The 20,577-nt window shown below is 51.2% G+C and carries 22 protein-coding genes and 1 rRNA gene; 14 read left to right on the plus strand and 9 right to left on the minus strand.

What is annotated here, in order from left to right; all coding sequences use genetic code 11:
• The first annotated feature begins 5 nt into the window (after nt 1-5).
• The 3 genes from D4L85_RS06855 to D4L85_RS06865 are packed head-to-tail and all read left to right on the plus strand — an operon-like array spanning nt 6 to nt 2,165.
• Nucleotides 6-1,037: a glycosyltransferase family 9 protein gene (locus tag D4L85_RS06855; RefSeq protein ID WP_228450792.1), complete on the plus strand. Its 1,032-nt coding sequence runs from the start codon at nt 6-8 to the stop codon at nt 1,035-1,037.
• On the plus strand, nt 1,034-1,582 hold the full coding sequence (locus D4L85_RS06860; RefSeq protein ID WP_119753610.1) for a GNAT family N-acetyltransferase: 549 nt from the start codon (nt 1,034-1,036) through the stop codon (nt 1,580-1,582). Before D4L85_RS06855 ends, D4L85_RS06860 begins: the two co-directional genes overlap by 4 nt.
• Nucleotides 1,554-2,165, plus strand: a complete 612-nt coding sequence (locus tag D4L85_RS06865) for an HAD family hydrolase (RefSeq protein ID WP_174236147.1) — start codon at nt 1,554-1,556, stop codon at nt 2,163-2,165. Before D4L85_RS06860 ends, D4L85_RS06865 begins: the two co-directional genes overlap by 29 nt.
• A 21-nt stretch (nt 2,166-2,186) precedes the next feature.
• On the opposite strand, the gene D4L85_RS06870 is transcribed toward D4L85_RS06865, so the two are convergent.
• The 4 genes from D4L85_RS06870 to D4L85_RS06885 form a co-directional block, all read right to left on the minus strand.
• Nucleotides 2,187-2,897 carry a hypothetical protein gene (locus tag D4L85_RS06870; RefSeq protein ID WP_160143580.1) on the minus strand — a complete coding sequence of 237 codons (711 nt, stop codon included), beginning with the start codon at nt 2,895-2,897 and terminating at the stop codon, nt 2,187-2,189.
• Between the two features lie 149 nt (nt 2,898-3,046).
• The gene (gene rocD, locus D4L85_RS06875; RefSeq protein WP_119758681.1) at nt 3,047-4,285 is read right to left on the minus strand and encodes an ornithine--oxo-acid transaminase; all 1,239 of its coding nucleotides are present in this window, start codon (nt 4,283-4,285) and stop codon (nt 3,047-3,049) included.
• 230 nt (nt 4,286-4,515) lie between these two features.
• Nucleotides 4,516-5,139: a hypothetical protein gene (locus D4L85_RS06880; RefSeq protein ID WP_160143581.1), complete on the minus strand. Its 624-nt coding sequence runs from the start codon at nt 5,137-5,139 to the stop codon at nt 4,516-4,518.
• A 21-nt stretch (nt 5,140-5,160) separates the two neighbouring features.
• Nucleotides 5,161-5,739 (minus strand): YceI family protein, encoded by a 579-nt coding sequence (locus tag D4L85_RS06885; protein WP_119753614.1) that lies wholly within the window; start codon nt 5,737-5,739, stop codon nt 5,161-5,163.
• Between D4L85_RS06885 and D4L85_RS06890 the strand changes: the two genes are divergently transcribed.
• The 5 genes from D4L85_RS06890 (at nt 5,738) to D4L85_RS06910 (ending at nt 8,707) form a co-directional block, all read left to right on the plus strand.
• Nucleotides 5,738-6,109, plus strand: a complete 372-nt coding sequence (locus D4L85_RS06890) for a hypothetical protein (protein ID WP_119753615.1) — start codon at nt 5,738-5,740, stop codon at nt 6,107-6,109. The two genes, D4L85_RS06885 and D4L85_RS06890, sit on opposite strands and share 2 nt — an antisense overlap.
• A gap of 15 nt (nt 6,110-6,124) precedes the next feature.
• Nucleotides 6,125-7,444: a DNA recombination protein RmuC gene (locus D4L85_RS06895; RefSeq protein ID WP_119753617.1), complete on the plus strand. Its 1,320-nt coding sequence runs from the start codon at nt 6,125-6,127 to the stop codon at nt 7,442-7,444.
• Nucleotides 7,445-7,525: 81 nt separating this feature from the next.
• Nucleotides 7,526-7,900 (plus strand): co-chaperone GroES, encoded by a 375-nt coding sequence (locus D4L85_RS06900; protein ID WP_073141309.1) that lies wholly within the window; start codon nt 7,526-7,528, stop codon nt 7,898-7,900.
• A gap of 22 nt (nt 7,901-7,922) precedes the next feature.
• Nucleotides 7,923-8,504 carry a Uma2 family endonuclease gene (locus D4L85_RS06905; RefSeq protein ID WP_119753619.1) on the plus strand — a complete coding sequence of 194 codons (582 nt, stop codon included), beginning with the start codon at nt 7,923-7,925 and terminating at the stop codon, nt 8,502-8,504.
• A complete protein-coding gene (locus D4L85_RS06910; RefSeq protein WP_119753620.1) occupies nt 8,504-8,707 on the plus strand; it encodes a hypothetical protein in 204 nt (67 codons plus the stop codon). The genes D4L85_RS06905 and D4L85_RS06910 overlap by 1 nt, the downstream gene beginning before the upstream one ends.
• A gap of 71 nt (nt 8,708-8,778) precedes the next feature.
• Here D4L85_RS06910 and D4L85_RS06915 read toward each other — a convergent pair whose 3' ends face one another.
• Nucleotides 8,779-9,975 carry an acyltransferase family protein gene (locus D4L85_RS06915; RefSeq protein ID WP_119753622.1) on the minus strand — a complete coding sequence of 399 codons (1,197 nt, stop codon included), beginning with the start codon at nt 9,973-9,975 and terminating at the stop codon, nt 8,779-8,781.
• Between the two features lie 187 nt (nt 9,976-10,162).
• On the opposite strand from D4L85_RS06915, the gene D4L85_RS06920 reads away from it, so the two are divergent.
• Nucleotides 10,163-11,620, plus strand: coding sequence for an aminopeptidase P family protein (locus D4L85_RS06920; RefSeq protein WP_119753623.1), 1,458 nt, complete (start codon nt 10,163-10,165; stop codon nt 11,618-11,620).
• 82 nt (nt 11,621-11,702) lie between these two features.
• On the opposite strand, the gene D4L85_RS06925 is transcribed toward D4L85_RS06920, so the two are convergent.
• Complete coding sequence (locus D4L85_RS06925; RefSeq protein ID WP_119753625.1) at nt 11,703-12,122, minus strand: nucleoside-diphosphate kinase; 420 nt, start codon at nt 12,120-12,122, stop codon at nt 11,703-11,705.
• A gap of 188 nt (nt 12,123-12,310) precedes the next feature.
• Here D4L85_RS06925 and D4L85_RS06930 point away from each other — a divergent pair, with 188 nt between their 5' ends.
• The 5 genes from D4L85_RS06930 to D4L85_RS06950 are packed head-to-tail and all read left to right on the plus strand — an operon-like array spanning nt 12,311 to nt 16,474.
• A complete protein-coding gene (locus tag D4L85_RS06930) occupies nt 12,311-13,348 on the plus strand; it encodes a DHH family phosphoesterase (RefSeq protein ID WP_335621959.1) in 1,038 nt (345 codons plus the stop codon).
• A gap of 58 nt (nt 13,349-13,406) precedes the next feature.
• Nucleotides 13,407-14,297, plus strand: a complete 891-nt coding sequence (locus D4L85_RS06935) for an FKBP-type peptidyl-prolyl cis-trans isomerase (RefSeq protein ID WP_119753628.1) — start codon at nt 13,407-13,409, stop codon at nt 14,295-14,297.
• 27 nt (nt 14,298-14,324) lie between these two features.
• Complete coding sequence (locus tag D4L85_RS06940) at nt 14,325-15,239, plus strand: FKBP-type peptidyl-prolyl cis-trans isomerase (RefSeq protein WP_119753630.1); 915 nt, start codon at nt 14,325-14,327, stop codon at nt 15,237-15,239.
• The gene (rdgB, locus tag D4L85_RS06945) at nt 15,236-15,826 is read left to right on the plus strand and encodes an RdgB/HAM1 family non-canonical purine NTP pyrophosphatase (protein WP_119753631.1); all 591 of its coding nucleotides are present in this window, start codon (nt 15,236-15,238) and stop codon (nt 15,824-15,826) included. Before D4L85_RS06940 ends, rdgB begins: the two co-directional genes overlap by 4 nt.
• 33 nt (nt 15,827-15,859) lie before the next feature.
• Nucleotides 15,860-16,474 (plus strand): uridine kinase family protein, encoded by a 615-nt coding sequence (locus tag D4L85_RS06950; protein ID WP_119753633.1) that lies wholly within the window; start codon nt 15,860-15,862, stop codon nt 16,472-16,474.
• 75 nt (nt 16,475-16,549) lie between these two features.
• Here D4L85_RS06950 and secDF read toward each other — a convergent pair whose 3' ends face one another.
• The 3 genes from secDF to rrf all read right to left on the minus strand — a co-directional run bounded on the left by secDF (nt 16,550) and on the right by rrf (nt 20,571).
• The gene (gene secDF / locus D4L85_RS06955; protein WP_119753635.1) at nt 16,550-19,513 is read right to left on the minus strand and encodes a protein translocase subunit SecDF; all 2,964 of its coding nucleotides are present in this window, start codon (nt 19,511-19,513) and stop codon (nt 16,550-16,552) included.
• Between the two features lie 96 nt (nt 19,514-19,609).
• The gene (locus D4L85_RS06960; RefSeq protein WP_119753636.1) at nt 19,610-19,963 is read right to left on the minus strand and encodes a hypothetical protein; all 354 of its coding nucleotides are present in this window, start codon (nt 19,961-19,963) and stop codon (nt 19,610-19,612) included.
• A gap of 496 nt (nt 19,964-20,459) precedes the next feature.
• Nucleotides 20,460-20,571, minus strand: a 5S ribosomal RNA gene (gene rrf, locus D4L85_RS06965).
• Nucleotides 20,572-20,577 lie beyond the last annotated feature (6 nt).

Below are 20,577 nucleotides of genomic sequence, written 5' to 3' on the forward strand. Positions count from 1 at the left end.
TGATTTTGAGATTTTCCGCCATGGGCGATGTGGTGCTGCTGGTACCCGTGGTACGCGCGCTGGTGGAAACCTATCCCGACGTGGAAGTGACGGTGGTGACACGCCCCAAATTTGCGTCGTTCTTCACCGACATCGAACGCGTGGTGCCCTTCCCCGCCGATGTGGACTATACCTACACCGGCATCTTCGGCATGCGCGAGTTGTTCAAGAAATTGTTGCGCAAGGGAAATTATGAAGTGGTGATGGACATGCACGATCACATCCGCACCATGATGCTGCGCAGCCTGTTCAAGATCTTCGGCATGCCCGTGGTCGTCTTTGAAAAAGGGCGAAGCGAAAAACACACGTTCACGCAAAAAGAAAACAAACGCACCACACCGCTTCCCCACACCGTGGAGCGCTACCGGAAGGCTTTTGAAAAGGCCGGCTATCCGTTCACGATCGGCTCGCCGCCCTACATGGTGCTGAAAGATTCTACCCGCGAGCAAACCAAAGAATGGCTCGCCAAAAACAATCTCGTCAAAAAAGAAAAATGGATTGGCATCGCACCGTTTGCCATGCACACGTCCAAAATATGGCCGCTGCAGAACTACGCCGGCGTCATGGAAAAGCTGATCGCGAAAGAACCCGTTAAGTTTTTCCTGTTTGGCGGGGGAGAAAAGGAGATTGCTTTTTTTGAATCCTTACAAAAGCAATTTCCCGACCAGGTGGTTATTGTGGCGGGACAATTAAAGCTCAAACAAGAGCTCGCGCTGATGCAGCAATTGGATGGCATGCTCTGCGTCGATTCATCCAACATGCATTTGGCTGCCCTGATGGGCGTGCCCCTGCTCTCGGTTTGGGGTGGAACATTCCCCGACGTCGGGTTCGGTCCTTTCCGCAAAGGCGAGGAAAGTATCCTGCAGATCAGCCGCGAAGAGCTTCCGTGTCGTCCGTGCTCGGTCTATGGAAAAGAAAAATGCCTGCGCGGCGACTTCGCCTGTCTCACCCGCATCACACCCGACATGGTGGTGGCCCGATTGGAGGAACTGAAGTGAAACCCATCCTCGAAACCCCGCGACTGGTGCTCCGCGAATTTACGGAAGCCGACGCTGCGGACATGTTCGATCTCAACAACGATCCCCTCGTGATCCGCTACACCGGCGACCCGCCCTTCGCCTCGGTGGAAGCAACAAAAATTTTCATCCGACAATACGCGCACTACAAAACTGCCGGCTATGGGCGATGGACTACCTTGCTCAAAGACCCCCAAAACCGGCATCCACTGACCTACCTTGGCTGGTGTGGATTGAGTTATAACGTGGCGACTGACGAAACCGATCTCGGCTTTCGTTTTGCGCGGAAGTATTGGAACAACGGCTTTGCCACCGAAGCAGCCCGCGCCTGTCTGGACTTTGGTTTTGATACGCTGCGCTTAAAAAAGATCATCGGCCGGGCCATGAAAGAAAATACCGCGTCCATCCACGTGCTGGAAAAGATCGGCATGACCTTCGAAAAAGAATTTGAAGCGCACGGTGCATCCTGCGTGAAATATTATCGTACACATCCCCTACATGAAGACTATCGACACCGTGATCTTTGACCTGGGCGGCGTGCTCATCGACTGGAACCCACGCTACCTCTACCGCAAGATTTTCAAAACTGAAGAAGAAATTTCCTGGTTCCTCGACAACGTGTGCACCGGCGAGTGGAACGACAAACAAGACGGCGGCCGCTCCTTCGAAGAAGCCACGGCCGAACTGGTGGCGCTGCACCCCACGCTCACCGAGCCCATCAACGCCTGGTATGGACGCTGGCAGGAAACGATCCAGGGGTCGCTGCCGGGGACCGTGGAGATCCTGAAAGAAATAAAAGGGGCATCGCGTCACCGTCTGTATGCGCTCACCAATTGGTCGGCCGACACCTTTCCCTGGGCGCTGGACAATTTCGAGTTTCTCCATTGGTTTGAAGGCATCGTCGTGTCGGGGGTTGAAAAAACGCGCAAGCCGTTTCCGGATTTCTATCAGATCCTTTTCGAGCGCTATGGCATAGACCCCACCCGTGCCGTGTTCATCGACGACAATGTCAAGAACATCATCGCCGGAAATGCCTTGGGTTTGCACACGGTCCATTTTCAATCGCCTGAACAATTGCGAAGGGAATTGCTGGCGTTGGGCATTCTTTGAGTTGAGGCTGATCTGAACGTGTCAATCCAGCGGCTTAGGGCCTTTGCTTTTTACGCTGTCACGTTTCACGCTATCGATTTTAAGCGTATTGGCTTTAAGCGTGTTGAATTTCACAGGAGTTGAATCTTTGACCTTCGGAGGGCGATACGACGCATCGTGATTTTTTGGACCTTTAATAATTTCAAATATCCCTTTGCCGGATTTGCTGGAAAAGAATGTAACACCCTGCGGGCCTTCGAGACCAGCCTCAAAGCGGCCGAGGATGTCGAGGGACGGCGGGGGAGCATAAGCGCCCAGCCCTTTTAATTTTGCACTGTTTTCCTTTGCCACCTCCACGTCGTGTGATTCAACTGCATCGCCCTCCAGAAGTTTTGTTTTGAACGCTTCTTCCGTGTCAAACGGAAATACTTTCACCTCTCTCAATATCCTGACCTTTGGGATGAGCGCTATTTTCAGATGGTTGTGAATGCCGGCGTAATACACGAACACAAAGGGCTTATAGTTGACGTGCGAGAAATAAAGACTGTCGCCGCTGGACAGCAGGAGAGAAAAGATCCCATTATCGGCCGTGATCGTTCCATATCGCTTTGTCGATACGTGAACATCCGAAATCGGAAGCTGATAAATCGAATCAATCACTACGCCATAGACCCGCAAGCTGGTGCCTTCATTGGCTTGCGAAAACGCGCTCAGGTAAGACAAGAGCAAACATCCCAAAGCCAGTTTTTTCATAACGGACAGCGGTTTAGGAATAGGATGCTGGCGGTTGCCAAAAAGTTCTAAGGGCACCATACCTCGGGCTCGTTCCGAGGGGAATTCTAAAAAAGTCTTCGAAAAAAAAGCGTTGTCGATTCAGTCTATCAACAACACCCTGCGATGGCTTATTTTTTGAAATTCAGAACGCACTTTTCGATGATGTCGCAGCATTCATGGATCTGCTCTTCGGTGATCACCAACGGAGGGGCCAGGCGAATAATATTGCCGTGGGTGGGCTTCGCCAGTAAACCGTTTTTCATCAGGTCTACACAAAGATCCCAGGCAGTGTCGCTTTCAGGTGTGTCGTTGATGACGATGGCATTCAATAAACCTTTACCTCTCACCTTCGTGATGAGGGTTGTTTTCTTCAGAAGTTCCGTGAGGCGGTTGCGGAAGATCACGCCGAGTTTCCGGGCGTTCTCTGCCAGCTTCTCATCCTTCACCACCTGCAAGGCTTCCATGCACACCACAGCGGCCAGCGGATTGCCGCCAAACGTGGAACCATGTTCGCCGGGTTTGATCACCAGCATGATGTGGTCATCCGCCAGCACCAAAGAGATCGGCAGGACGCCGCCGGACAACGCTTTGCCCAGGATGAGCAAGTCGGGGCGCACGCCCTCGTGGTCGGAGGCCAGCATTTCGCCGGTGCGTGCGATGCCGGTTTGGATCTCGTCCATCATCAGCAGCACGTTGTTTTTGCGGCAAAGGGTTTCGGCCGTTTTCAGATAGCCTTCGGTTGGAATATAAACGCCGGCTTCGCCTTGGATGGGTTCGATCCAAAGGGCGCACACGTTGGGGTTGGCCAACGCCTTTTCCAAAGCGGCGGTATCGTCATACGCTATCACTTCAAAACCGGGCATGAACGGCCCAAAGCCGTCGCGTGCCGAGGCCTCGGAAGAAGCCGAGATGATCGTGGTCGTGCGACCATGAAAGTTTTGCTTCACGGCAATGATCACGGCCTGATCGGCAGGGATGCCTTTTTTCGTATAGCCCCATTTGCGGGCCAGCTTGATGGCGGTTTCGTTGGCTTCGGCGCCGCTGTTCATGAACAGGGCCTTGTCGTAGCCAAACGTCTCGCAAACATATTTCTCGGCCATGCCGAGCTTGTCGTTGTGGAAAGCACGCGAGGTCAACGTCAACTCGCGGGCCTGGCCGATCAGCGCGTCGATGATGCGCGGATGGCAGTGGCCCTGGTTCACGGCGCTGTAGGCAGAAAGAAAATCGTAATAGCGCTTTCCTTCCACGTCCCATAAGAACACACCTTCGCCTTTGCTGAGGACCACCGGCAGCGGATGATAGTTGTGCGCTCCATATTGGTCTTCCAGTACAATAGCCTCCTGGCTTGAGTTGATCGTTTCCACCATAAAATCCTGTTTAATAAGCACTTTCGCACTCATCACAAATCTATCAAATCGCGACCGGAAACCCTACATTTTCACCCCATCCAAAGTCAAAGAAAAGTAGCCGAACCAGCTTTCGTTAGGGCTACCGGGCTATTATTTGGGAAGGGCTTTGTTCCAGCAAGCGAATAATTCCAACGGGGAGTTGACCTATGGGGTTACCTGGCATGAATTGAGTTCTGCGCCATTATGGTTTATTTATTTATCGCGCTCACGCTTTCCTCGTAAAGGTCCATGATGAGGAATCCGTTTTCATCGCGATCGGCAAGGCGCCGCTTCATTTTTTCGATTTTGGCAATAAAATTCGGATAGTTCCAGAAATCCTCTTTCAAATTTCTCAAGGTGAGCCGGCGAATGGAGGACGTCAGGCTCGTGCTATAGAAGATTTCATCACCGCTAACGAATACGGAGGAATAGAGGATCAGGCCACCGGCTTCTTCGATTTTATAAAAATCCTCCTGGGCATTCAATTCTTTTCCTCCTGGATAAAATCGGTATACGCGACCGCATTCAGAGAATCCATAAATGGATCCCGGGGCAAATTTGAATGTGGAATCCGGAGTCACGATCTTCAGCGTGAGGGTGAAGTCGGCGGGGAAAGTGAAACCCAATTTATAGTCTTTGGCGGCGGTGTTTATTTTATAGGATAGATGATCATTTATGAAATCATCCTGGGTGATAAAAACGCCCGCGATGCAGGGGTCTGTTTTTTGAGCATGCGCTGAAAGGATGCATAAAAAAAAGGCCACTACGCCGCTACCAACGTGTCGAAGAAAGCGGCCCAGTGACATTGCAGGATGGACGATCGGTGAGATCATTTTCCCTTCTTTTCGATGAGATCATTTGTCTTTCTTTTTTGAAGCTACTTCCTTTGCTCCCTTCATCAGCTTCGCTTCAATTTTCACCAGCACTTTGTCTGCTGTCATTTCCTGACCCAGTATTTTCGGCGTGTCGATTTTGTAGTCCGCCAGCGTGACATTGAATTGACTCTGAAGCTTGACGCCATCTCCATCCACCACAACCGTTCCCTTTTCAGTTACATCCTTTTCGACGCCATGGATCTTTAATTTGCCCTTTGCTGTGACCGGATAAGACCCCGGTTTATCATAATCAACTTTGCCTTGAATTTTTCCCTTGAACCCAGCCTTGGTATATTTTTCCGTTTCCAAATATTTCTTCTGGGCATCTCTGCCCATTTTCCCGTTTTTAAACTCGAAGTCTTTCATCGCCATATCAAAACTCACTTCATCACTCGAAGGATTCAACTCCACGTTAACCTTATCGTTCTTCGCATCAACATCGGCCACCGGCGCCTTTGCGAAGAATGAAACAAATCCCTTGTTGGTGGTGTACTGCTTTTGTGCAACTCCAGGTAGCACCAACAACATGGCGGCAACCATTGTAAATAGCGTTTTCATGACCGTATTATTTTATTATCGACGCCAAGAAATATGCCATAATGTTCTTTGGGTATTCGTTTTGTATCGGTCGTCATGGACGAACGGTGTGGGGACTTACTTCTACAAATCGTATGAAATGGGGAAAAGCTTTCGACCTGATTCAGACCCTCATGCATCATCCCTTCTGCCGCCAATTGGTCAAAAGTGGAATATTGTCACAAGTAATCAACTAACTGCCCGATATTTTAAGGGTGCTGTTCCGGGCGGGACGTTTGGCGGCGGTGGCGTATTGAACGATTTGATGGCAATTTTGGGTTTCATCCTCAAAAGAAAGGAGGGTGGCTACCGCGAGAAAAAGCGCGATTGTTTGGCCTCCGTCCAATCCTGAATATCTTTACGGCACATGGAAATTATCGCATTATTAGTGGGCATTGGCGGAGGGGCTGTCGCATCGTGGCTTATTTTAAAATATAAATACGCCGCCGAAGCGCAGGCGCACACTTCCGTGGTCCTGGTGGAACAAGAAAAGAACAAGGCCCTCCAAAACCAGGTGGCCGAATTGCGGCTGGAGATCGACCGGGAACGACGCAAAGCGCTGGAGGTGAGCCAGGCGCTCGCCAGCGTGGAAGCCGACTACCGCAACCTCCAGGAAAAGCTGCAGGACCAGAAAAAGGAAGTGGAATTGCTGAACGAGAAATTTTCCATCCAGTTCAAGAACCTCGCCAACGAGATCTTCGAAGACAAAAGCAAAAAATTCACCGATCAGAACAAGTCCAACATCTTCGACCTGCTGAAACCCCTGGGCGAGAAGATCGTGCAATTCGAGAAGAAAGTCGAAGAAACCCATCGCGACACCATCACGCGCAATTCGGCCCTCCGGGAGCAACTGGAAAATTTGCAAAGGCTGAACGTCCAAATGACACGCGAAGCCGAAAACCTGACCCGGGCCCTGCGTGGCGACACCAAAGCCCAAGGCGCCTGGGGTGAATTCATATTGGAAAGCATCCTCGAAAAGTCGGGCTTAGAAAGAGACCGCGAATATTTCGTACAGGAATCGTTCACCACGGCCGAAGGCCGGCTCCGCCCCGACGTAGTGATCCGGCTGCCCGAAGGAAAGCACGTCATCGTCGACTCGAAAGTGAGCCTTACCGCCTACAACAATTTTGTGAATGCCGAGGCAGACCAGGACAAAGTGGTGTATCTGAAAAGTCACCTCATCTCCATCCGCCAGCACATGAAATTGCTGGGCGACAAAAATTATCAACGCAACATCACCGACAACAGCCCCGACTTTGTGATCATGTTCATCCCGATTGAACCGGCCTATATCCTGGCCATCCAAAGCGAAAAGACGTTGTATGAGGAAGCATTAGAAAGGAGGATCGTTTTTGTGAGCCCGACGTTGCTCATCCCGTCGTTGCAATTGATCAAGAACACGTGGAAACAGGAGTATCAAAACCGGAACACCGCCGAGATCGTGCGGCAGGCTACCGGGCTTTATGAAAAGTTCAAGGGCTTCACCGAAGACCTGATCGAGATCGGCAGCTCCCTGCGAAAAACGCAGCTGAGTTATGAGAACGCCATGAGCAAGCTCACCTCCGGCACGGGCAACCTGGTGCGCCGCGTGGAAGAATTTAAAAAGCTCGGCATCTCGCCCACCAAAAATGTGGACCAGCGCCTCATCGACCGCGCCACCGACCAGGGTGATCTTTTTGACAAATAAGACGTCTGAAAAAGACATTCTTTTTCCCTTCAAAGCAAAAATTTTAAAAATTATTTTCTCATCGATACATAATTTTGGATTATGAAAATCACGGCTGACAATAAATTAAAAAAACTGATCGTCGTTGGCGACCGGGTGCTGATCAAGCCCGGTAAACAATCGGACAAGACGGCGAGTGGATTATACTTACCGCCCGGCGTACAGGAAAAAGAAAAAATTCAAAGCGGCTACGTCATCAAGGTTGGTCCAGGCTATCCGTTGCCTCTGCCGGCAGACGAAGACGACGTTTGGAAAGGAAAAGAAGATTCCGTAAAATATTTGCCGCTGCAAGCGCAGGAAGGCGACCTCGCCATCTTTTTGCAGAAGGGCGCCATCGAAGTGATCTATGAAGAAGAAAAATATTTCATTGTGCCTCAGGCCTCTATCTTAATGCTGGAGCGGGAAGAGGATTTGTAAGGGTGATTTCTTAATTTTAGCGATGAACTCATCTCAATTCAACCGGTTGTATCCCAATGGCGTTTCGGACAATGAATTATTTATCGTTTGCCAAACGTATCCGGAATTGACGATCGAGCGGGACGTTAGCGGGAAAATTGTTGTGATGTCACCCGTTGGAGATGATTTGAATCACAAGCATCTGATCCTTTCCGGATTATTTTACTACTGGACGTCAGCACATGAGCACTTGGGGCTCGGCTTCGATTCCACATCCGGCTTCATGTTACCCGACGGATCGATGCGCTCGCCCGATCTCGCATGGGTACGAAAAGAACGATGGGAAAAACTAACCGAACATGACCGGGCAAGATTTACGCACATCTGTCCAGATTTTGTAGTTGAGTTGCACTCCCCGACAGAGGCTTTGCGAACACTGCAAAGCAAAATGCAAGCATGGATGGATAACGGTTGCCAACTGGGCTGGCTCATCGATCCGAAAAGCGAAAAAGCATACGTGTACACCCCGGGCCACGCACCGGAAGAAATAACTGGTTTTCATCACAAGCTCTCCGGCGGCACCTTGCTCCCGGGATTTGAACTCGATCTTTTAAAATTGAAATAATGGCAGGGCTTTCTTTTGATGTATTGCGCGCAGGAAGGAAATATCGCCTCATCAACTTTGGCGAGAAGAGCGAATTCATCATCGAAAAGATCCTGGTAGACGGCGATTTTAAAGTGAAAGACCTCGTCACCCTGGAACGTTATCACCTCAAAGACCTTTTTGCCTACGGGCGGGGGAAAGATTTTTTATTGGAAGAGATCTAGAGGGGCGATAACCCCAGCCTACAAGGCCGGGGTTTGATACTTTACGCTAGATGATTTCAAAAAATTCCGGCTCAAATACGCGCCGCCGCTTCCTGCACACCGACCGGATCCTTTTGCTTCGTTTTTAGTTTCACGCCAAACAAAAGCCGCATCAAATTAAACGGCCGGATACACAACAGATAAAACGCCACACAACTCGTCAGCGTCAGCAAACTCACCGCCCAGAATTTTGCCGTGATGCTCCACGACAGTTGGTCGATATAATATCCCAGGAAAATAATAACCGTTTGGTGCAAAATGTAGAACGGGTAAAGCCCTTCATTGATCCGGCTCAGCCAGGGATGCTGACGATTCAGATAGTGTTGCCCAAAGGCAATAACGGTGATCACCCAAAACCAGCTTAAAAAGATGGCGCTCACATCAAAAGCCGTTTCCACGGTATCGCTACTCCACGGCAGCTGTATGATATCGTTCAGGTGAAAATAAAAACCATAGAACGGGATAAGAATAAAGAGCGACGCCACCAACAAATGTTTCCGGCTCTGGCCGATGGCCTCCCACAACAACGGGTTCGAATAACACAGCATCCCAAAAACAAAGAAGCAAAAGTAGAACGTGAAGAACGCCCAGTCGCCCGCGAGCGCGTGAGTTTCTTCGGGGAAAAAAGGCCGCAACACGATTTGCGTGATCAGAATAAACACTGCAGGCAGCAACAGCAATCCCGCGGGACTTCCCAGCCATCGCAGTGCGCCGGCTTTGAAGGCAGCCGATTTCGGCGAGCGGAGATAGATCAGGATGGGGATCGCGATGAGCGAGTACACCAGCAAGTAGGCCACAAACCACAGGTGGTGCCAGCTGAAGCTCCCTTTGGGATAGGGAACGAAATCGAAAACGGTTTTGTAAAATTCACCATAGCTGGCATAGTTCGCGATGCGTTCATAGTAGATCTGCGGCGGCACGATCGCGAACATGCCAAAGATGAGGGGGATCAAAAGTCGTTTCACGCGCTCGCCGGCAAACTGCGAAGGGGTGCGCTTGCCCAATGCCATGTAGGTGCCTGCGCCGGAAATAAAAAGCAGCAGGGGCATCCGCCAAAAATGCAAAATGACCATCCAATAGCGGAAGCTGTCGCTGGTCTCGGCATTTTTAATATGCCAACCCCACGTATTGAACAGCATGCCGGTGTGATAGAACAAAAGAATGATGATGGCGATGAGCCGGAGCCAGTCCAGGTCGTAGCGGCGCTCGGAAGTAATTTTGATTTCCATGGTTGATTTTTTTTTCTTCAAAAATGCAGCGAACAGACGCCGGGGCACGACCTATTCTATAACGTGGACGTTCGACTTTATAAAAAAGTATGCGAAATCTGCCCGCCAGGCCGGTTTCCGGGCCGGATATCAAGTCCTTTTCTGGCGCTGACGAAATTTCACGACTTTAGCAGCAAATTGTGATCGTATGAAATTGCTGCTGTTGACAGCCTGTTTGCTTTTCTGTATTGAAGGCTTTTCCCAGGATAAGAAAAATGTACCCACCGACTTTCTAACCCCTGACTTTCACAAAGGACGCCGGGAAAAATTACGCGAAACGCTGCCGCCCAACTCCGTGGCCGTCTTCTTTGCCAACCCCGTGCGCAACCGCTCAAACGATGTCGACTTTGTATACCATCAAGATCCCGATTTCTACTACCTCACGGGCTATAAGGAAACCGACGCTGTCTTGCTCATCTTCAAAGACAAACAAACCGCCGCCAACGGCACGGTCTATTCCGAGATCATTTTCGTGCGGCCCCGGAACGTAAATGAAGAACTGTGGAACGGCGGCCGCCTGGGCAAGGATGGTGTGCGAAGCGCCCTGGGGCTCAACCAGGCGTTTAACAACGCCGACTTCAAAAAATATAACGTCGACTTCTCGAAGTTTGCCAGCATTCTTTTCTACGATTTCACCAACGACGTGCGCGACGATCCCAGCGACTCGACCGACCTGTACAGCCTCATCGAACAATTCAAGGTGAAGGTGAACTATCCTTCAAAATCGGCGGGGCTGAATGTTAAACCCGAACAAAAGAAAAACAATCTGAACACCTCCGACCTCGACAACCTCATGTCGGGCTTGCGCGGCGTGAAAACGAAAGAGGAGTTGGAGTTGATCCGCAAGGCCGTCACCATTTCATGCACAGCGCAGCGCGAGGTGATGAAGGCGATCAAACCGGGCATGTCCGAACGCGAGATCCAGGGAATTCACGAATACGTTTTCAAAAAATATCAAGCCGAGGATGTAGGCTATCCTTCTATTGTGGGTGCGGGAAACAACGGGTGCATTTTGCATTACGAAGACAATTATAAACCCCTCATCACCAGTTCAGAAATGATCCTGATGGACCTCGGCGCCGAATACCGTGGCTACACCGCCGACATCACACGCACCATACCCGTGTCGGGAAAATTCTCGCCCGAGCAAAAGCTGATCTATGAACTGGTGTTGAAGGCACAGGAAGAAGCCATCAAAATATGCAAGCCCGGCATTGCCTTCCAGGACTTGACCTTGGTTACGCAAGCGGTGATCAACAAAGGCTTGAAAGACCTGGGCATCCTGAAAAGTGAAACCGAACGCCACACCTATTACCCTCACGGTTGCTGCCACCACATCGGCCTGGATGTTCACGACAAAGGGGCGCGGTTCAAGCTGTTGGAAAATATGGTGATCACCATCGAGCCGGGCATCTACATTCCCGAAAACTCACCCTGCGACAAACGCTGGTGGGGCATCGCCGTGCGCATTGAAGACGACTTCCTGATCACCCCCACCGGCGTGGACCAACTGTCGAAACTGGCGCCCCGCACGGTGGACGACATCGAAGGATTGATGAAAGAGCCCAGCGCTCTCGATGATTTTGTGCTGCCGGAACTGCATTGAGATTTTTGCTTAAAAAAGAAAAAAGTGTCCCCCGAAAGGCGGACACTTTTTTTATGCTCGGAATTTCTTGACCGCGGATCGCTTAGAAGCGCTCCAGGTTTGAAAAGAAGAAGCTGCTTTCGATAGCCGCGTTCTCGTCGCTGTCGGAACCGTGGATGGCGTTGGCTTCGATGGATTTGGCAAACAGGTTGCGGATGGTGCCCGGCTCGGCCTTCTTGGGGTCGGTGGCACCGATGAGCTTGCGGAAATCTTCCACGGCGTTGTCCTTCTCCAGGATCATCGGAATGATGGCGCCCGACGACATGTAGGTGCAAAGTTCTTTGAAAAAGGAGCGCTGGCTGTGCACGGCATAGAACTCGCCGGCGCGTTCTTCGCTCAGTTGGGTCTTTTTCACGGCCACAATGCGGAAGCCTGCTTCCTCAATCATCTTCATAATTGCTCCTGAGTTGGCTGCGCTAACGGCGTCAGGTTTGATCATCGTAAAAGTTCTGTTTCCTGCCATAATATGGTGTTTTATCTGATTTGGTTACGGATATCCGGGTTTTGGAGTATTTCCCCTAAACGGCCGCAAAAATAGTGGATTAGTTTATAGTGCAAATGGGGCCGGCCGTAGTTTTTATACTTTAACTGGTCGTATAGTCCTGAACTATTGATTCTTGCGCATTGACTATGCACTAAAATTCCCCATTTTTGCCACTTGCTTTCGAGAAGCCCATGCAAAATCTTAAGGCCTTTAAAGACCAATTGAGCCAACCCCGGAAGGTGGTCATTTTGACCCATTTCAAGCCCGATGCCGATGCGTTGGGTTCGTCGCTGGGATTGGCCCGATACCTGAAGAAAAAAGGCCACGCAGTGACCGTGATCACCCCCAGCGACTACCCCGATTTTATCGCCTGGATGCCTGGAAATGAAGAAGTGGTGATCTTCCAAAAAGACAAGCCGGAACGCTGCGCCAAACTGGTCGCGGAGGCCGAAGTGATCTTTTGCCTGGATTTTTCAAGCCTGAACCGTATCAACGAGCTGGGCGGCATGGTCCGGGAGGCCGGCGCCAAAAAAGTGCTGATCGACCACCACCTGGAACCAGAACATTTTGCCGATTTCGAGCAGTGGGACGGCACCGCCGCCTCTACCGCCGAACTGGTGTACCAACTGATCGTGGAACTGGACGACCAAGCCCTAGTGGACGGTCCCATGGCCGACTGCCTGTATGCCGGCATCATGACCGACACCGGTGGATTTCGACACTCCAACACCAACCACAAGGTGTTCCAGATCGCGTCGGACCTGGTGGCACGGGGTGCAAATCCCTACAAGGTGTCGAAGCTCATTTATGAAACCAACAGCCTGGAAAGGCTGCGACTGATGGGCTATGTGCTGTGGGAAAAACTACAGGTTTTACCCGAATACAAAACAGCCTACATCGCTTTGACAGCCGATGAACTGAAGCGCTTCGGTTCGCAGACCGGCGACACGGAGGGGCTGGTGAACTTTGGCCTTTCCATAAAGGGCATCAAGCTGTCGGTGATTATTTCCGATCGCAGGGAAAACATAAAACTCTCCTTGCGTTCGCTGGGGGATTTTTCGGTGAACGAAATGGCCCGCGCCCACTTTCAGGGCGGCGGCCACCGCAACGCTGCCGGGGGACAGACCAACCTGACCCTGGAACAAACCGTGAAGAAATTTCTCGACCTGCTGCCGCAATACAAAGACCAGCTTTTGGCCGATTAATTTATTTAAAACGATTACAACTTTTTAAAACCATAAACTGTCTAACCAAAATTAAATCATGAATAGAATTTCAATTGTGCTGCTCGGATTGACGTTGCTGTGCGTAGCGTGTAGTAAACAAACCGAAAAAGTAACGCCAAACGGCCTCAAATTCAGCGTCATCAAAGCCGGCACCGGCATCCTCCCCAAAAAGGAAGATATCCTGGTATTTGACTATGTGCTGAAAGACTCCAAGGACTCCACCTGGAACAGCACCCACGAAGACGGTATGCCTTCGGCAGTGATGATCGCCGACAGCACGGCGCTGGCTACTGAGAACGGCATGGTACAGATGTTCCGCATGCTTTCCAAAGGCGACAGCGTGGTCATGACCATGCCCGTTGCCAAATTCTTCAAAGACGTGATCGGCCAGCCCATCCCGCCGAAAATCGATACCACCGTCAGCATCTCGTACTTCATCCAGGTGAAAGACATCATGCGCATGGAGGCATTCCGTGAGTATCAAGCCAAGCTCATGGAAGAGAAAAAGAAAACACAACCCGCCAAAGACGCCGCCCTCATCGCCAAATATTTGGAAAAGAACAACATCAAAGCCGAACAAGACAGCAGCGGTCTGCGCTATGTGTTGCACTCGAACGGCGGCGGTGCCAAGCCTTCGGTTGAAAATTGCGTGGAAGTGAAATACAAAGGCAAGCTTTTAAAAGACGGCCGTGTGTTTGACCAGGCCGAGAAGATCGCTTTCCCCCTCGGTGGTGTGATCGAAGGCTGGAAGCTGGGGATCCCCAAGCTGGGCATCGGCGACTCAGCTACCTTCTACATTCCTTCGGGATTGGCGTATGGTCCTCAGGGTTATCCGGGCGCCATTCCTCCCGATGCTATCCTGATCTTTGACGTACAACTTCTCCAGGTGGCTGCACAATTCGATCAGGCCACGAGAAGCTGTAAATAGTAACAGTAACTAAATGAATAAAACCATATGAAGAAGAACATGAAACGTGTCGGATGGGTGGCGTTAGTTTTGGCTGGTATATCCCTTGGGCTATACTCCTGTATTGGTTCAGGCGACAATTATGACTCCGGTCAGCAATTGGCTACTGACGTTGCTGCGATCGACAATTTCCTGGATGGCAACGGCCTGAGCGCTATAAAGGACGCGACAGGAATTCGTATGGTCATCACTAAACTCGGTAACGGCCTGCCAGCCTTAGGATCGGATTCGGTTGACGTGGACTATGTGGGAACGCTTTTCTCCACCGGCGCACAATTCGATGCCGGCAATACGAAAGGTATTGTTTCTAATTATATCGATGGCTGGAAGGTAGCGCTCACTACGCTTCCCTCCGGATCGGAAGCAACGATCTATATACCGTCAATCTATGGCTACGGTAACGTTGATAAGGCGTCGATCCCCGCGAATTCCATCCTGGTGTTCAACATCAAATTCAATCGGGTGTTGATCACCCAAAGCCAGATCGCCCAATTCAAAAAAGATACCACGGCCATCACTACGTATCTGCAGGGTAAAAACATAACACCCGTTATTGACGCCACCGGCTTGCGCTATGTGGTCACAGAACAGGGTGCCGGCCAGATCCCCGGTTGGTACGATCGCGTAAAGATCAAATACGACGTCAAGGTGCTCACGGACGATACCCGCGCCGTTGCCAGCGTAGACCAAACTACAGATGATGCGGCTGTTCGGGTGATCGATAACATTCACGCCCTTCGCATCGGTCTGCAGCGCATACACGTGGGCAGCAAAATCACGATCTACGCTCCCTCGGGTTATGCGTATGGACCGGCTGGAGCTTCCGCAGGCGGAGGCATCGCGGTGCCGGCCAACACTCCGGTAATTCTTGAGGTAGAGCTACAGGGTATTGTATCGCAATGAAACTTTGCTTCGCCACAAACAACGCCCACAAACTAAGTGAGGTACGTCATGTGGCCGGCCCACACATCGAGATCTTAAGTTTACAGGAGATCAATTGTTTTGAAGAGTTGCCCGAGACGCGTAATACGCTCGAGGGCAACTCCCTTCAAAAAGCAGAATACGTTCACACCCACTACAACATCCCCTGCTTCGCCGACGACACCGGTCTGGAAGTGGCGGCCCTTCAGGGCAGGCCTGGCGTGGACTCGGCGCATTACGCCGGCCCCCAACGCAGCAGCGACGACAACATCGCCCTTTTGCTAAAGAATCTGCAAGGCCAGTCAAACCGCTCGGCACAATTCCGCACCATCATCACCCTGATCGGCCTGACACCGGAACCCATTTTTTTTGAAGGCATCGTGAAAGGCACCATCACCGCCACACCACGAGGCACTGCCGGCTTTGGCTACGACCCGGTCTTTGTTCCCGAAGGATACACCGCCACGTTTGCCGAGATGACCATGGACGCCAAGAACCAGCTGAGCCATCGCGCCCGGGCGTTGAAAAAACTGGAAGACTACCTGAAAAATCATTTCCCCTCCCGGTGAAGTTCTTCGTAGATTTGCCGCATCTGAACCTATATGCGTCAACCCTACACCATTGGCATCACCGGCGGAAGCGGCTCGGGCAAGACCTACTTCATCGAACAGCTCGCTTCGCATTTTCAGCCCCATGAGATCTGCCTCATCTCCCAGGATCATTACTACAAACCGATAGAGACCCAGGTCATCGACGAGAAGGGCATCCAGAACTTCGATCTTCCCGAAGCCATCGAGCGCGAGCAACTGCACGCCGACATCCTGAAGCTGAAGCGCGGTGAACCGCTGTTGAAAAAAGAATACATGTTCAACAAAATAGACAGCCAGCCCAAAATGCTGGAGTTCAAACCGGCGCCCATCCTCATCATCGAGGGACTCTTTGTGCAATATTATCCCGAGATCGAAAAAGAGCTGGACCTGAAGATTTTTATCGAAGCCAAAGACTACCTCAAGCTAAGCCGCCGCATTCGCCGCGACAACGAAGAACGCGGCTACGATCTCGACGATGTGTTGTACCGCTATCAGCATCATGTGATGCCGGTATACGAATCGTTGATCAAGCCACTAAAACACCACGCCGATTTTATCATTCCCAACAACCGGCACTTCGAACGCGCCCTGCATGTGATGGTGGCTGCGCTGAAGGCTCACTTATAAGACGACTGTCAACAAAAAAAGAAGGGTCCCGGACGATTTTTCCGGGACCCTTCTTCTATATGTTCTATTTATAGCTTAAGCTGTAACAGGCTTGCTTTGTGCAGGCTTGGGTTCCTGCAGCTTGGTGTCGTCTTTCGAGAAGTCAACCAGTACAGGTGTACCGATACACAACGATGCATAGGTACCGATCAATACACCGATGAGCATAGCGAACGTGAATCCTTTGATGGTCTCACCACCGAAGAAGAAGAGGATCACGATCACGAAGATTGTCGACATACCGGTGATCAACGTCCGGCTCAATGTATCGTTCAAGGCTTCGTTCACCACAGAAGCGATCGTTTGCCCGCTTTTCTTTGCGTTAAGGAACTCGCGCACGCGGTCGAATACCACCACGCTGTCGTTGATGGAATACCCGATTACCGTAAGGATAGCGGCCACAAACGACTGGTCGATCTCGAGCGAGAAAGGCATCACATCCTCCAGGATCACGAACAGCGAGAGTACCATCAACACGGTGTGGAACAGACTCACTACGGTTCCCAAGGCAAACTGCCATTTCCGGAAACGGATCAGGATATACAAGAACATCAGCGCTACGGCCACAACCAGCGACCAGATGGCCGATATTTTGATGTCGTTCGCAATGGTAGGACCGACTTTATAGGAGCTGAGAACGCTCGATGTGTTGCCCTGGAATTTGCTGAGACCTTCGTTGAGTTTGTGCTCGGCTTGTGCGGTAGCTTCATCCGAATCGTCGTCGATGAGATAGCTGGTGGTGATCTTAAATTTCGTGGTACCGCCAAACGTCTTCACTTCGGGCGCGCTTTCAAAAGGAGTCGCGAGGCTTTCACGGATGGACTGCGCGGTGAGCGGCTTCTGGAATTCCACAACATAGGTGCGACCACCTTTGAAGTCAACGCCATAGTTGAATCCTTTGTAGGCCAACATCGCCATACCAATCACGATAATCGAGCCCGACACCGTATAGTAGATTCTCCGGTTGCCTACGAAATTGATATTGATGGAACGGAATAAGTTTTTGGACCAGCCTTGCGAGAAGCTGATCTTCTTTCCTTTGCGCAGGTAGAATTCAAAAATCACGCGGGTGAAAAATACCGACGTAAAGAACGAGCAGATGATACCGATGATGAGCGTTACGGCGAAACCGTAGATCAATCCGGAGCCAAACACCAACAACACGAACCCTTTGATGAGGGTGGTCACGTTGGAGTCGAAGATGGCCGAGAACGCACCTTTGTAACCGTTGCGCACCGACGCCTCAAGACTTTTACCGGCGTTGATATCTTCTTTCACACGTTCGTTGATCAGCACGTTCGCGTCCACCGCAATCGCCAACGACAACAGGATACCGGCGATACCAGGCAGGGTCAGCGCAGAGCCGAACGATGCGAGGATACCCATCAGGAAGATCAGGTTGAGGATTACGGCCAAATCGGCTACCCATCCCGAAACGCTGTACACCACAAACATGAACACGATGATGATGAAGAAGCCCACCACAATGGAGATGATACCGTTGCGGATAGACTCCTGACCCAACGTGGGGCCTACGCTGGCTTCTTCCACGATCTTGGTAGGAGCGGGCAGCGAGCCGGCCTTCAATACGTTGGCAAGGTCTTTCGCTTCTTCCACCGTGAAGTTTCCGGAGATCTGTGAGTTACCGTTGGGGATCTCACCGTTCACGCTGGGGGCAGAGTACACCACGTTATCGAGCATGATGGCGATTCTTCCTTTCGGGCTTTTGCTGGAGGCTTCGGCCGTCCATTTTGCCCAGGTGTGCGTTCCGGCAGCATTCATGTTCATGCTCACGGCCTGGCGTGCAAATTCATCAAGATCGTTGCGGGCATCCGTGATCACTTCGCCGGTCAACCGGGCTTTGCCGTTGCGGCCGATGTCGAGGAAGTAAAGTTCCAGGGCTTCTTCGCCGGTCAGGTCTTTTTCGGGTTTGTTTGCCCAGAAAACACCTACGGTGCGGGGCAGTTGAAGCTTGATGTCGGCGCGACGGAAAATGGAGTTGATCTTCGACGTGTCCTTCACCGCATAGCGGAACGCACCGGGAGGTGTGCTCAATGCAAAGATGGGCGATACGTTAACGTTCTGGAGCGAATCGAGACCCTTGCTAACCTCTGCTGCTTTTGCAGAATCCGACTGCACCTTGGTGCTGTCGCCACCCAGGAGGGCAGAGAGGTTCTCATCTTTTTTCGATGCGTCTGCGGTGGTGACGGCGGGTGTTGCTGCTTTTTGTTCTTTTACCAGGATGTCGTTGATGGCCATCAACGAAGTGTTGAGCGTGCTGGGATCAACAACGTCCCAAAACTCGAGGCGAGCCACACCTTGCAGGAGCTTGCGCACCCGTTGCGGGTTGTCGGCCCCGGGAATTTCCACCTGGATCTGGCCACTGCCGGGCAAGCGTTGCACGTTGGGCTGGCTGGTACCAAACTGATCGAGACGGTTGCGGATGATGGTGAAGGAACGCTCGATGGCACTTTCAATTTCTTTGTTGATCACGTCTTCCACTTTGCTGTCATCGTCGGTGATGGCGATGCGACCCTTGGTGATGGAGTTGGCAAAAATGGTGGAGAGCTTCTTATCCGGATTGTCATCGCGATAGATGCGGAAGAACAAGTCGGCGAAATTCTTATGCGTTGCTTTCTGTTGGATGTTGGCTTTTTTCAGCGCGCTGAGGAACGAAGAGTCCTGACTGTTGGCGCTGAGTCCTTTGATGATGTCGACGGGAGAAACCTCCAACGTCACGTGCATACCCCCTTGAAGGTCGAGGCCGAGGCTGAGCTCGTTGTCCTTTACTTCTTTATAGGTGTATTTGGCACCCAACAGGTTGTATACCGGCTGATTCCAGATGGAATCCAGGTACGCTTGTTTTTTGTTGAGATCGCCCTTGGAGTAGGTGATGGCGTCTTGCTGCACCTTTCGCCCCACGAACGTGAACGACAGGTAGTAGAAACACAGCGCTGTGATCACTACCGTTAAAGCGATTACTAAACCTTTGTTTTGCATATGATAATTTAAAAGAATTACGAAATGAATAAAGTGTGCAAACAGGAGCAAGGTATGCGTCCTGTGACGAGGCTACTTAAAGTGAGCGCGGATGGATTAGGGCGCGTTGGGAGATATGAACGATCCCAGCAGCGTGGAAAAGATTTTCTTTAAAGGTGACGCAACGGGAATGTGGCGCTCTTCGTGGTGATCTTCGGCGAGAAGAATTTCAAAAAGAAAGAACACATCCGTGTTCAGTTGCACGTGGGCCGACGGCAGGCTGCTGGTGGGCAGGGAGAAATAGGCCTGGTCGTCGTCGGAGTGATTTTCTTTTTGCTCCGTTTTGATATCCTTTTTTGAAAGCCTGGAGTGGCCTGCTGTTTGGAAATAGAAGAGCTGGAAGAACACGACGGCCATGGCGGCGATGATGCCGAGGACCAGGGTCGATATGCGTGTTTCGTTTCTCTTCATAGTTGATAGGAAGGGGTACAAAAGTAGAAAATTGGTGGGTAAATACAAGGGTTGGGTGCCCTCCTTCGCTAAAGCTTCGGCGGGCAAGCAAAGGAACGTATTTGGCGAGAGGAGGCAAAGGCGACTTCGGCGGGGTGAGGGGGAGGCCCGCCTTCGCCAAGGCTTCGGCGGGTGCCAGAAGAGGTGATTGATTTTGTAAAATGTATATAAAACAAAAAAGCCTTGCTGATGACTCAACAAGGCTTTTTAAGATAAGAGACACGCGACTTATTTACCCGCCGAAGCTTTAGCGTAGGTGGGCTCTCCCGGGTGTTATCCAAGTACCATCAGTCCGACATAGTCGGAGGCTTAACTGCTCTGTTCGGTCCCGATAGCTATCGGGAGGCCCGCCTACGCCAAGGCTTCGGCGGGTGCCAGAAGACGTGATTGATTTTGCAAAAGGTATATAAAACAAAAAAGCCTTGCTGATTGCTCAACAAGGCTTTTTAAAATAAAAGATAGGCAACGACTTACTCTCCCGGGTGTTATCCAAGTACCATCAGCGCTGGCGGGCTTAACTGCTCTGTTCGGAATGGGAAGAGGTGATCCCCGCCGCTATAGTCACCTTAAGATTT

Origin of the sequence: Chryseolinea soli (assembly GCF_003589925.1) — a bacterium.
Lineage (GTDB): Bacteria > Bacteroidota > Bacteroidia > Cytophagales > Cyclobacteriaceae > Chryseolinea > Chryseolinea soli.